A 12,514-nucleotide genomic window follows, 5' to 3' on the forward strand; every position below is an offset into this window, starting at 1 on the left:
ATACTGATCAAATCGGGACTCTTTCCGAAGTGACCTGAAACAACACTTACAAGACTTAGATATGTCTTGATACTTCTTGGAGAGTAATGCCGATAAGACATCTCTTCATACATCCTTTGACGCAAACTTTTTTTTCCATGATGATATAAATTAATGATTTAACATGGTGTAAATTTACGATAAATACCAAAAAATCAACCACTTGAAGATAATGTAAATACTACCGACGAAGGAGGTTTAGTTCAACATTTGCTACAAGCCATTATGGCGTAAAGCATTCCAATTCGGATATAGACGCCATAATGGCGTCTATATCCGAATCACCCCCCAAACATACCCATTCCCCCAGAAACAAAAAATACCAACTACTTGGTATATTTCAATATATAAGGATGTTTTTTTGAGTTAACTTAAAAGAATAGTGGTAAAAGAAAGAGATATCAAACTTCGTTCGATAGGACTGCTACTGTTTTGGATATGAATGTTTACAAATAGCTGACCTTTGGGTTTGCTTTGATATTTGGGTTGGTTGCAGTGTGTCTAGAGGGATTTTGATTTTTGTTAATGAAATTAGTTGATTTTTTCCTTTTGTTTTCCCTTTTACTTAAAGGCCTCTAAGTCCCAGCAAGACTCAGCTTATTATGCAGCTTTTTCAAGTGCATTATTTGTTTTATTATCAGCGTCATATACGGTTGATATTCCCATTAGCTCTTTTCTGCATTTAATTCAAATATTTTGTACCAATAGAAGAATGCCTCTGGATTAGATTTTTTCAATCGATTCAATCTTGGCCAAAATGGCTCTCCAATTGCCCAATCTTTCATAATTGCTGGATTCTTAAATTTTTCAATCACTGCTTTGTCGGCTTTGATCAAAGCCGAAACATATGCAGCCTTTGAGGCAAAAGTGATTGCTCTATCAATGTGAAATGACTCTGAGAAAATAAATCTAGAAACACGCTGGATCCCTGTTTGCAAGAGATCAAACTGACCTTTTCCATCGGCACCCCTGCTTACTAAACATAGAGAGGTTTGGTAAATATCATCTAGAACAACATCAACAGTCAATCTTGATTGATTTCTATAGGCAAGTTCGGTTGCTGCAAAATTTCCAAAAGCCTTTTTTACAAGTACTCCATCTTCAGCAATGTCCACCAGATTTCCTACGTCATATAGTTGCTTCATGATTTCCATACTCATACTGGTCTCGCCCTTGAAATAGGGGATTCCCGTTGAATTAGGGGCATAGGCAGTTAATTTATCACCCAGTATATCTTCTACAGAAGGGACTCTTACTTTGAAAGGGTCTCCTTTTGAAAGGATGAACTTGGAGTTGATAGGTACCTTGTTAATTTTAGTGTACCCTACTTTTTCGAATAAAATATCTAGGAGTATACTTTCCTCAGTAGCCTGAGTTTTATGGCTTGGTTCGTAAAAAAATTTGTAGTGTGCCTTATAAATACTAGTTGAAGTCTTACGTTCCTGAAGTTCAAGCCTTGTTCTTCGAGCAATGCTTTAAAAATTCCCTCCAAATTTTCAGGTTCTTTTTCAATAATAATGTCAATATCTATGGAAAGCCTTTTTGATGAATCTAAAATTAACATTAAGGCAGTACCTCCTTTGAAAACAAAATCCAAATTCTGCTTCACCAACCCCTCCAAAAGCAACAGGGCTCTAATAACTTTCTCCACCAGTATTTTATCAGCCTTTCTGTTTGCCGATGATACTTTGGTAATCCAATCAACATGTAATGAGTCTTTACTTATCATTTCAAATTAACGGCAGCAAATCATATATGCTGCCGATATTTAGACGTTTCATTTAAATAATTATCCAATTCCTTTTTTTTCCTTCTTCTACTAGCATAGCGCAACATCTTACTTTCACTAATTGAGTACTTTTCAAATGCCTCATTAAATATCTGATTCATTTCAGATCCTTGCTGAGCATTGAATATTATGGGATCACAGAATATATCAACAAGTAATTTTTCTATTGTAACTGTAGGAAAGCCATTGACATATTGAATAGGAGCTTCAGATACCAGTGATTTAACTATCCAAGGCTCTTTTTCATCAATCATATAACGCCTAATTAGCTGTTCGGAAGGTTCCATAAATACGGAATAGCTTCTGTCCTTTAAGTAAAAAAAGACGCTTTCCACGGCATCCTTTTCAACTTCTATTAGTTGGTAGTATCTTCCAGGTTGGTGAAGCATAAATTCATTAAGCAGCGAAGTATTCCAAAGACAAACGGTCAAAAAAGGAAAGTCTGACTTTATCTTTTTGTAGACCGAATTTAGTTTATTTGATATTTCGGGGATGTAAGCATCACTTTTCCCGAGCGAAAATTTTCCTCTGCCAACTCTGTTCAATATTCCTTCTTGCACAAGATTGTATATCCTCCAGTTGACAGTAGTTTTTTTCACTTCTGGTTCAAAAGTTCGATAGAATTTCAACAAGTCAGCACTCGAAAATGTCATCTCTGATTGGAATTGGCATTTTATGCTTTCAATATAGAGTTTGTTCTGTCCGATAGTTCTGTATTTAGCTTATCAAATGTACAAAACTATATTTTGGCATCAAAGTGTTATTGCTGCCGATAATTAGAGTATAGTCCGGGAGGGAATTTTAAGCGCTTTTGATTTTCTTTAGAGTCGGGTGTTGCGTCGACAAAAAACAAATGTGCTAAAATATGCGGTTGGCTTTTTTTTCTATTGATTAGAGGAATTCAACCTTCCATGCCGATAGCGGCACGGTAAAGGCCCTTTCGGGGTTTTTAATCATACACATCTCTGTCACGTCCTAAAATTACTTGACACTTTTTTTATTAATTTCTCTTTATTTCCGATAGCCATTCAATTGCCTCCCGATAAGGATGCGGGACAGGCTTTTCAGGGCAAACGTTCAACTGAAATCTTTTTAGACATCGGGTCATGACCCGATTCTTGGATCATAAGCCCTTTCAGGTCTTTCATCTTGAATCTTATTTCTTAAGTCTCATACTTCATCCCTCACTTTTCTCCCAAAATCGCCAAGCAGTGCATCGCTGCCAAGCCCCATTGGGCTGTGGCGTTGGTGGAGACGCCTAGGGCTTCGGTGCGGGGGGTGAGGACTTCGGGGCCGGAGATTTCTTTGGCGACTCCATGTCTGCGGATGCCTCCTTCTCCTGCATAGAACTCCTCCCATGCACGTTTTGCCAAGCGGGGATCTGATTTTTCTTTTGCTACGAAAGCAGTCAGTCGCGCATGTCCCTGTTGCAAGTTGAGCTTGCCAAGCCTGTTGCCAAGGACTTTTTCTTGTTCTTCGGGACTGGCATTGTACATTTCGCAGTATTGAAGCCAAGCTTTGTTGAAGGACTTCATGTCCACGAGTTCATAGAGTTCGATGGCGATCTCGGTCAGCCCAAACACCGCTGAAAGGTGGGAAGCGGAGGCTCTATTGGTTTTGACTTTTTCGAATTCCCCTGTTTGTAGGTTCATGCGGCTTCCCATGGAGTAGAAACCTTTGGGTTGGTTGCCGATGGAGCGCATGCTGTTGAGGAGTTTTTCTCGGATTTCTTTGTCCTCGGTTCTTTCCCATTCGGTAAGCCAAGCGGCGGCTACAGAACCCCAGTCTGTACCAAAACCCAGATAAACTCTGTTTGGATCGTCTGTTCCCCAGGTTTCTTTGGGTGCTACTTTTCTGATCGGTACGACCTTGAGAAGTGCTTCTGCGGCATTGACCTGCTCTCGCATCAGGTCGCCTGTGCGCTCATCTGCGGTAAGGTAGTAGAAAAATCTTCTGTTGGCAGCGGTGCTGATTCTAAGCTGCTTGGCACTACATCCCCAATGCATCACGTTGTGCCTACTGCCTAGTGGAGCAAAAGGCCCAGAATGGTGCACATCCACTTCTCCAGTGTGGCGGGTCATGGCTTCTGCTACACGGAAGGCTTCTTTCTTACCTGTTTTCAGGTAGTAATACCAAAGCCAAAGGTCTGTGGACAGTTCTGAATTGTCCCATGCAAAGCCACCTACATCATACCTCCACATATGTCTATCGGTATCGTAAGTGTGCATAAAATCCCCAAAATCCCAGAATCCGTACCATTTGTGTTCCTCGACTTGCTTTTGGTAAAAGTCGAAATACCAGTCAAGTTGCTCGTTGAATTCTTTGGCGCGATCGCTTTGGAGCTTGTCTGTGTACCACAAACCTCCAAAAACACCAACCTGAAGCATGTATTCTGAATCTGCTGTCAGCAATGGCGGCTCTTCGAGATAAGTACACATGTCGTTGAACTGGCTGTGGCTTGGTGTTGCATCTAGTGTCCAGAAATTCAACTCTGAGGTTCTTGCCACTCCTTTGGCTGTGCCAAATCCTGGTTCGTAATCTTCATAAGTGATATCCAGAGCATCCAACTGCTTGGGATAGGTGTCTTGTCCCATGCCATCATGGTAGAAGCGCAAATCCATGGCAGGGGAGTTTGGCGCCCAAAGCCAAGCCGTCACTTCGGCTGTATCTGTATGGGCATTTTTGATGTCCAACTGTCCGGGAAAACTTTCCCAAAAATTCCTTACTCCAAAGGCAAAACTCCCGCTAGGCCCACCTACTGCTGCTAACCCTCTGGCACGCTGACCGTGGGCAGAATTTAGCCAAGAGTGTCCTTCTGCGGTTCTTTTTCTGATGGAAAATGAATCTGCGTCCCCTTGGAAAAGTGTATAGTCACCAAAAGCTGGGATGTAGTTGATGTTTTTGGAAACATTTGCTGGAAATTCGCTGATTGGAGGCGTCTTTTCTCCTGCAAGCTGCGCCCCAATGATGACTTTTCCTGGATCTCTTCTCAGGCCTGTAAGTCCTCTTACCGCTTCGCTAAAAATCCCATCATCCTGACCCGCAAACCGAATATGCCTATCATGCAATTCGTCCTGCATGGGCACATCGAATTTCACCCCAATGCCTTTGATAAAATCGGTCTCTTCCTCTCCGTCAAAAATAATGGTATGCACCATTTTGAAGGAAGCGGCTTGATGGTAAAAGTACAATCTGACCACGAAAGTGATAAAATCCCTTCCAGAATCAGAACGGTGTGAACCTTCTATCTTCACCACGCTTCGAAGTGCGCCTTTTTGCTCAAGGGAAATTTTGGAGATATTTCCCTGAAAATTAGTTTTCTTGATTTGATCGGCAACATCTTCGTCAGAGACGTTTTGATGCAAAACCATCAATCTTCCGTTTTGGGCTAAGGTTTTTTCACCTTTTTGGATGCTGCTGATGATTTGATTGCCAGATTTAGGAATGGTGTACAGCAAGTCACCTGTATTGATCTTGATTGTCGTATCCGATTCTTCGACTTTCATCCCTTGCAATGATTTTGCTTTGCTGGTAGGTGATAGTTGGAAAGCAGTGTGATTGAGTTCGGTGGCAGGAACTGCATGCCCTGTCCACTTCAGCGAACCATCCGGCCAATATGCCAATGGCCAACTTTGAACAGGAATATTTTTCCTCTCAGAAGAAACCAAGTCAAAGCCAGATTCTCGCTTGACTTTTCCCTTAGGCCAACAAGTCCCCCAAGTGAAGCCTTGATTGTGCTTTGGTGCAGTATTTCCCAACCAAGCGAGTTGCACGCTGTCTTCATTTCTTTGGAAAAAATGGGCATTTGCCATCATCGGGGAAAACAAATATGCTCCGCCAGTAAGGGCTGTAGATGCTTTTACAAAGGATCTTCTGGATATTTTCGGTTTATTTTTCATAGTGTCTGAGGTTAATTTTGAGGACGGAAACCTCACAGGTTTTTTACAGATCCGAATTTGTTTTAAAATACATTTCTAATTATCAAACCTGTCAGGTTTTAAATGGTAGGTTAAAGTTTACGGACAACCAAATCACTTATTTCATGTCTTGACCATGTAGATCGGAATCCAAAGTATCCCTTTTCCAATGGCTCTGGGTCTTCATATTCGAAAAACAAGATCTCATCTACCCAAAAGCTAACTTTTCCATCCTCGCAGATGGTTTTGATTAGGTAATCACGATTGGCTTCGAGTAGGTAAGGAGCTTCCAAAAACTCCCCGAGAACAGGTTTCTCTCCTTTGTAGTATTTCCGAAATCTGGTGGTAGAGTTGTAATTTCCACCAAAACCCACATAGTACAAATGCATGTCATCGTAGGATTCGAATTTTCCAGATCTGTTGAACATCCCAATCTGAGTGGGATCACTTGCTGCCCAAAACTGGTTTAGGTCTGAGAGTCGATCATTTCTTCCAGAATCCAACACAACTTTTCTTTTATAGCTGATTTCATAATTCCCCTCCAATTCCAAATCCAACCAAACAGTCACGCCTCCTTCAGTGTCCATGAACAGCTTTCCATCTTCTGTAAATACCTCCGATTGGGGAGTAGAATCCATTTCTACTTTCCAAGTATTGAGGTCTAAGGGTTGGGAGAAATTGCTTTCGAATATGATGTCTGCATCTTGATTTGAGATTACTTCTTTTTCGTCACCTTCATTTTTAGAATTTTCGCAGGAAAATAAAAGGAGAAGGATTACGAAAAATTGAAAGATTGGGAAAATTGGAAGAACTTGTCCGCCGCGGCGGGTTGAAAAATTTGAAAATGGGAAAGTTGGAAAATTACGAGGTTCCGTATTTTGAGAGTCTGATTTAGCTTTGTACATTCTTCTTCTGCCCTTTTATTCACTGTCCTATTGCGACAATCAAGTATGAGTTAGACTTTTGGGATTTTTCTATTTGTAATTGGAAATTACATTATACTTTTCCAAAAAGTCTCCTGTGGTGTCATGGGTGGGGGGAGGATTGGAGGATTATAGGATTGGAAAATTGGAAGATTGGAAGATTATAGGATTGGGAGGTTGGAGGTTGGAGACTCAAGATAGCCCTGAAAGGACTTATGATCCAAGCCTCAGGTTGTGACCCGATGTCTAAAAAGATTTCAGTTGAACGTTTGTCCTGAAAAGCCTGTCCCGCATCCTTATTGAGAGGCAATTGAATGGCTACCGGAAATAAAGAGAAATTAATAAAAAAGTGTCAAGTAATTTTAGGACGTGACATGTTCTTTATGACCTTTTCTTTCTATTCTTTTGTCAAAAACTTAAACCACTCACTTAAAAGACTACTGTTGATGTCGGAGGCATTTTTCAGTTTGATGTGCCGCATCGTTTTTCCTGTACCTTCCAATATTCCGTCAGGATCATTGAGTTTTTCAAAATCACCATAAAAGCCTAAGTTGACATGGTGTTTGTTTGCAAGAAGGTATGCAAAACTCTTTGTTTTTGTAAAAACTGGCCTACTCCACTTAAATTCTTCCTCTACACCTTCCACACTTTGGTGGATCAAAGTTCGGATTGTTTCCATAATTTCTTTATGTGCTTCCGGTGCATTATTGATGTATTCGGTTACTTCTATGCTCATATTGAATCCCGTTTACTTTGGACTATTCATTGGTTGAGAGTTTTTTGACAAACTCCTTTCTTACCCCAATATAGTTCATTGTAACTTTTTTCATAACATTGTGGCTCGGATTTCCTTATCATTTATCTCTATTTTCTCACCCAAAAACTTGGGCTGAACTCGGAGCAATAAATCCAAAAAAACTTTTGCTCTGGCGAAATACTCTCTTATTTGAGTTTTGATTCCATACTTTCCCGGAAGGTCTTTGGCATTAAAACCAATGGCATTGATTCCACTTCTTTCAGCAAGAAAAATAGCTCTTTCATTGTGGAATTCTTGGGAAATGAAAGTAATACTTTCCTGCCCAAAAACCTCCTTTGCTCTTACAACTGAGTCCAATGTCCTAAAACCAGCATAATCAAGGAAAATTTTATTTTCTGGAATCCCATTCTTTATCAGCTCATTTTTAAAATCTGTCGGTTCATCATAGTCTTTGTTGCCATTGTCTCCACTTACTAATACAAAGTCGATTTTCCCTTTTTTATAAAGGTCTGCAGTTGCGTCAATCCTATATTTGAAGTACAAATTGATATTGCCATTTTTTAGCTTTTTCGCAGTTCCCAAAACCAAGCCTACCTTATTCTTACCAATGATTGACGAATCTGTAAATGTCTTGTCTTGAGCATTTTGTTCGATCAGGTAGTTCGCCACAACAACAAAAATTACAGGAGTAACAAGTATTGAAAGTGCTATGTATTTATATAAGTTTTTCATTTACGTGTTAGGCTTAGCCCTTTTACTAACTTCCCTTTAGTTTTTGACCTTTGGCAGACAGTTGAGCAATTTCTTCAATTCTAGAAGCCCTTGTTTTCTCCGATTTTGCCAGTTTGATCCAACGCAATACAAAACGCTTGCTAGAATCATTAATTGCATAAAAAAATGCTGCTGCATCTGAATATTTGGCTAAAGCGTCTTGTAGGTCTTTGGGAATAATAAGGTTATCAACATCTTCCATAAAATCCCACATTCCATTTTTCTTGGAAACCTCGATTGACTGAAAACCTGATTCTTGCATTTTACCTTCTTGAATCAATTTTGCAGCACGATCCTTATAAGACTTTGCCCAATGTTCTATCCTTCTTGGCGAAATCAATTGCATAGTGCGTTCGTCATCCAGCTTTCTGCGTATGCCATCTATCCAGCCAAAGCATAATAACTCGTCCAATACCGCTGAAGTGGAGAGGTATTTTTCAGGAACGGACTTTTTGTAAGTGACCAACCAAACACTTTCTTTTTGGCTATGCTTACTATGCAACCAATGCCTTAATTCTTCACTTGAACTCACTTCTATTTTCTCAAAGCTATCCGTTTGTATCATTTCAATGCCACATTTGTTGATTATGATTTGAGCGATTGATTTCGGAATTCAAAGCTTGATACACATCAAAAAGCCATTTGAAATTAAATAAATCAATCAATTTACAGAACTTCATTTAGCAGGTCCTTGTTATTTTGAGTCCAATATACCATAGTTTTTTCTAGGGATTAATGAAAAAATAAACCCTGTCTGACGCTAGGCCTTACAGGGTTTGTCACATGTCTCATTCTTTTTCTTTCCTCGCAAATATTGCTCGCCTCTCTCTTCTAATATCTCATAATCAATCTTCTACGACATTTCCCTCAACTACAGTGCCTGTTCCGGCTGAAAGTAAATTGGCTGTGTGTCCACCGTTTCGAACGTCATTGTTGAGGATAAAATTCTTGTTTGTTCTTGGTAAAGTTTCCCAGATTCCATGGCTTTGAAGTTTCGGAGTTCTATCATCGTAAACCCTCAGATTTTTGACAGTAACATTGGATGAAGCATCGTGCTCTTCAGAAGCTCTGGATGTGATTCGCACGCCTTGCGCCCCAGAGTTGACCACTGTACCTCCTTCTACGACAAAATCTTGTGTGTCTTCTATCAGCATACCATGACTGGTACTTCCATAAATATCCACTTCTTTTATGGTGATTCCTCTGCTTCCTGATACAGTGAAGACACCTCTACCGCATTCTCGTGCGATAACTTTTTCCACCACGATGTTTGGACCGCAGTTGTTGGCAGTTCGGAATCCTGCATATCCTCCACCATTGTTTGCCCGATATGCATTTACAAGTTTTACTGTTCCATCTTTGGTATCGTTCAGTAGCAATCCTGCACCTCCGGTATTTTTGGTAGTGATGGTACCAATAGTAATGTTGTCAACACCATAAGTTTCCACAGCATGGTGTTTGGTATTTTCGACATAGATGCTATCCAAGTAAACATTTTGTGATCTGCTGCCACGAGCCTGATCTATTCTGATTCCCAATCCAATGCTTTGAGCCTCGGGAATGTTGACATCAATGTTAGTCAGTCGAATATTTCTACAACTTTGCAACCAAATACCATATCTTGGATTGCCTGTGATTTTCAGGTTTTTGATTTCAATATCGCGCGTAGAAAGTCCCCTAATCGGTACTATAAGGTCATCTCCTGTATCATTGACATGAATGGTATTTCCTTGAAAATCCAAAATGGTGTAGCTTGGAATATCTATCGCTTTCAGTCCACTTGTAGCCCCTGTCTCTCCTGAAGCATGGATGAAAACGGTCTGTTTAAAATCTCGTACAGGAAATAATCCTCCAGCTGCTTCCTGAATCGCGCGGATCATGTCAGTTCCTGTGAAAATGGTGTCTTCATTGACCTTTACTATCCATTGGTTGTCTTTTTTGTAGACATTCCCTACTCTCGCAAAAGGATCCGCTGGGGGTGGAGGTGGGGTAGTGTCCTTAGGTACGTCAGGTACAGCTGCTTCTTCTTCAATTTCTTCTACTTCCACTACTGGCTCGTCAGGGCTTGAACAAGCCCCAAGCATGATGAGCCCGAGCAAGAACATGCTCAGGATGTAATTTGTCATTAGTTTACTCATAATCTTTTAGTTAAAACAGTTTAAAGATTGATTTTAGGTTATTGATTTATTGACCTTCAATAGGCTGGGGACTTATTGAGGCTGCTTTACCACTTAAGGAAGTAGGCTCTGATTTAAGTATGGGTTGTTCTTTTTTAGAGGTTAGTTGACACTTTTTCTTTGAATTAGTAGAGTTCAACCTCCCGATTCTCGGGACAGGCTCTTCAGGGTTGTGTTTTCTGAATAGAATCTTTTGTCTAATATCTCATGTCTAATATCTCATGTCTAATGTTTCACATCTCACCTCACTTCCCCTGATACTTGATCGTGCGGATAGTTGGCAATTTTGGCATTTCCATGTCGTGGCCAAAGTAGTAGTCAGTGTGTGGTGGCTGGTTGTAGGCTACATTTTGCCAAGCTACGCTGAGGCGGTAATGTGGATTATGCATCAAGGTGTAGATTCGATATTTTGTAGGAATGGTTGTAGAAAATATCCTCAATTCCTTGCCATCTTCAGTTCTTGTAATCAACTCTTCCCTCCAATCCCCAAAGATATCTGCAGATAGATTCGGGTTGGATTTGGTACCATTGTTACGGGTCACTTGATAATCTGCTCCAGCTAGAATTCTATTGGTTTTGCTATTTTCCCAATCCCACTTATCGATATTGACACCATCCAACAATTCACGAAGCAAATCACCATCCCACCAAATCGCCATATTTGCAGTGGATGGCTTTTTGTCTGAAATGACCTCACCTTTTACATTCCAAAGACCGCTAAGACCTTCCCCTGAAGCCCAACTTTCAAATCCACGATGTCTTGGATCTATGTCGATAGCTATTCCCCTTCCGACATCAGCCGATGGATATGACCAGATTACTTCTCCTGTCAATGCATCCCTGAGATTTGCTGCATGTGGATGCCTTGCCCGCTCGTGGATTCCAAATACTTCCATTCCAGGTCTATCTGGATCTATATTTGACAGATGCATCGCATCACCATGGCCCAATCTAGAACTGTAAAGTCCTTTTCCGTCATTGTCAATGACCATGGAGCCAAATACTATTTCATCTTTTCCATCACCATCAACATCACCAACAGACAAGCTGTGATAACCTTGACCCGCATATTTTCTATTTTCTTCATTTCCATCATGACTATCAAATGTCCATACTTCGCTCAACTCACCATCTCTCCAATTCCAGGCAGAAATCACTGTTCTGGTATAATATCCCCTACTAAGAATCAAGCTTGGTTTTTCTCCATCCAAGTAGGCTATACCAGCCAAAAATCTATCAATTCTGTTCCCATAGCCATCTCCCCAAATCTCCTTCATTTCATCTGCACTTGGATCTGTGATCGTAGGATGTCTACTTGGAATGTAATCTGTAGTGGCTAAAGCCGCACCTGTCAGTCCATCAAAAACGGTAAAAAACTCAGGACCTTTGAGGATATAGCCGTCCTCATTTCTATGGTCAGCATTTGCATCACCAATGATTTTTCCTTGACCATCTTCGGTGCCGTCAGCAGTTTTGCAGGCGATCTCAGCACGCCCATCACCATCTAGATCATAGACCATAAATTGGGTGTAATGCGCACCTTCCCTGATATTTTTCCCCAAGTTGATCTCCCAAAGGAATTTTCCTTCCAAGGTGTATGCTTGTAAAATAGGGTCTGTTGTGATTCCTTTTTGGGAATTGTCTTTGCCGACACCTACCATGTGTACAACAATTTCATATTTGCCATCACCTGTCAAATCCCCCACAGAAGCATCATTTGCATGGTAACCATCTGGAGTCCTCAATGGTATGGAAAGATAAGGTTTGTCCCATGCATTGTAGGCTTCACCTTGTTTTGTTTCTTCGCCATCGATGATGGTTGTGACATAATAGCTGTTGTCTTGAATCGGATCGGCTGAGCTATCCAAAAAATTGTTGGTATCGGTAATTGGGTTGCTGTTGACTTTTACGGGTTCACCATCATTTTCAATTCTGTAGAGGTTGAAGGCGATGTCTTCCGCTTCTGTCCCCAACTGTCTCCAGCTGACAAAAATACCGTCTTCAGATTGAATAGCGACCAATCCCCTATCAAGGTGCTCCATTTGCCTTTGTTGTGCAAAAGAAAATATAGGAATGGTGATGAGGATAAATAAGTTGGTAAAGAATTTCATTTTTTTGAATTGTAGCATGTAATCGTTTTT

Annotated in this window: 11 protein-coding genes; 1 reads left to right on the top strand and 10 read right to left on the bottom strand. The window is 40.6% G+C overall.

Going from position 1 to position 12,514, the window contains the following annotated elements; genetic code table 11:
* Positions 1–704: 704 nt before the first annotated feature.
* The 5 genes from MM213_RS13565 to MM213_RS13580 form a co-directional block, all read right to left on the bottom strand.
* A complete protein-coding gene (locus MM213_RS13565; protein ID WP_369413929.1) occupies positions 705–1,460 on the bottom strand; it encodes a nucleotidyl transferase AbiEii/AbiGii toxin family protein in 756 nt (251 codons plus the stop codon).
* The gene (locus tag MM213_RS20890) at positions 1,385–1,768 is read right to left on the bottom strand and encodes a nucleotidyl transferase AbiEii/AbiGii toxin family protein (protein ID WP_255806967.1); all 384 of its coding nucleotides are present in this window, start codon (positions 1,766–1,768) and stop codon (positions 1,385–1,387) included. Before MM213_RS20890 ends, MM213_RS13565 begins: the two co-directional genes overlap by 76 nt.
* Before the next feature lie 20 nt (positions 1,769–1,788).
* Positions 1,789–2,481: a DUF6577 family protein gene (locus MM213_RS13570; RefSeq protein ID WP_241413027.1), complete on the bottom strand. Its 693-nt coding sequence runs from the start codon at positions 2,479–2,481 to the stop codon at positions 1,789–1,791.
* 531 nt (positions 2,482–3,012) lie between these two features.
* Positions 3,013–5,727, bottom strand: coding sequence for an exo-rhamnogalacturonan lyase family protein (locus tag MM213_RS13575; RefSeq protein WP_241413028.1), 2,715 nt, complete (start codon positions 5,725–5,727; stop codon positions 3,013–3,015).
* Positions 5,728–5,837: 110 nt separating this feature from the next.
* On the bottom strand, positions 5,838–6,650 hold the full coding sequence (locus MM213_RS13580) for a DUF6250 domain-containing protein (protein ID WP_241413030.1): 813 nt from the start codon (positions 6,648–6,650) through the stop codon (positions 5,838–5,840).
* A 79-nt stretch (positions 6,651–6,729) separates the two neighbouring features.
* Here MM213_RS13580 and MM213_RS13585 point away from each other — a divergent pair, with 79 nt between their 5' ends.
* Positions 6,730–6,906 carry a hypothetical protein gene (locus MM213_RS13585; protein WP_241413032.1) on the top strand — a complete coding sequence of 59 codons (177 nt, stop codon included), beginning with the start codon at positions 6,730–6,732 and terminating at the stop codon, positions 6,904–6,906.
* Positions 6,907–7,065: 159 nt separating this feature from the next.
* Here MM213_RS13585 and MM213_RS13590 read toward each other — a convergent pair whose 3' ends face one another.
* The 5 genes from MM213_RS13590 to MM213_RS13610 all read right to left on the bottom strand — a co-directional run bounded on the left by MM213_RS13590 (position 7,066) and on the right by MM213_RS13610 (position 12,502).
* On the bottom strand, positions 7,066–7,404 hold the full coding sequence (locus MM213_RS13590; RefSeq protein WP_241413034.1) for a DUF1801 domain-containing protein: 339 nt from the start codon (positions 7,402–7,404) through the stop codon (positions 7,066–7,068).
* 90 nt (positions 7,405–7,494) lie between these two features.
* Positions 7,495–8,157: a SanA/YdcF family protein gene (locus MM213_RS13595; RefSeq protein WP_241413036.1), complete on the bottom strand. Its 663-nt coding sequence runs from the start codon at positions 8,155–8,157 to the stop codon at positions 7,495–7,497.
* Between the two features lie 25 nt (positions 8,158–8,182).
* Positions 8,183–8,761: a YdeI/OmpD-associated family protein gene (locus tag MM213_RS13600; RefSeq protein WP_241413038.1), complete on the bottom strand. Its 579-nt coding sequence runs from the start codon at positions 8,759–8,761 to the stop codon at positions 8,183–8,185.
* Between the two features lie 280 nt (positions 8,762–9,041).
* Positions 9,042–10,334: a right-handed parallel beta-helix repeat-containing protein gene (locus MM213_RS13605; RefSeq protein ID WP_241413040.1), complete on the bottom strand. Its 1,293-nt coding sequence runs from the start codon at positions 10,332–10,334 to the stop codon at positions 9,042–9,044.
* A 284-nt stretch (positions 10,335–10,618) separates the two neighbouring features.
* Positions 10,619–12,502: a rhamnogalacturonan lyase gene (locus MM213_RS13610; RefSeq protein WP_305037288.1), complete on the bottom strand. Its 1,884-nt coding sequence runs from the start codon at positions 12,500–12,502 to the stop codon at positions 10,619–10,621.
* Positions 12,503–12,514 lie beyond the last annotated feature (12 nt).

This window comes from Belliella alkalica (assembly GCF_022549785.1).
Lineage (GTDB): Bacteria > Bacteroidota > Bacteroidia > Cytophagales > Cyclobacteriaceae > Belliella > Belliella alkalica.

Coding starts and splice junctions, on each gene's coding strand:
- MM213_RS20890 (WP_255806967.1), bottom strand. CDS start 1,768: ATGATAAGTAAAGACTCATTACATGTTGATTGGATTACCAAAGTATCA.
- MM213_RS13570 (WP_241413027.1), bottom strand. CDS start 2,481: ATGACATTTTCGAGTGCTGACTTGTTGAAATTCTATCGAACTTTTGAA.
- MM213_RS13575 (WP_241413028.1), bottom strand. CDS start 5,727: ATGAAAAATAAACCGAAAATATCCAGAAGATCCTTTGTAAAAGCATCT.
- MM213_RS13580 (WP_241413030.1), bottom strand. CDS start 6,650: ATGTACAAAGCTAAATCAGACTCTCAAAATACGGAACCTCGTAATTTT.
- MM213_RS13590 (WP_241413034.1), bottom strand. CDS start 7,404: ATGAGCATAGAAGTAACCGAATACATCAATAATGCACCGGAAGCACAT.
- MM213_RS13595 (WP_241413036.1), bottom strand. CDS start 8,157: ATGAAAAACTTATATAAATACATAGCACTTTCAATACTTGTTACTCCT.
- MM213_RS13600 (WP_241413038.1), bottom strand. CDS start 8,761: ATGATACAAACGGATAGCTTTGAGAAAATAGAAGTGAGTTCAAGTGAA.
- MM213_RS13605 (WP_241413040.1), bottom strand. CDS start 10,334: ATGAGTAAACTAATGACAAATTACATCCTGAGCATGTTCTTGCTCGGG.
- MM213_RS13610 (WP_305037288.1), bottom strand. CDS start 12,502: ATGCTACAATTCAAAAAAATGAAATTCTTTACCAACTTATTTATCCTC.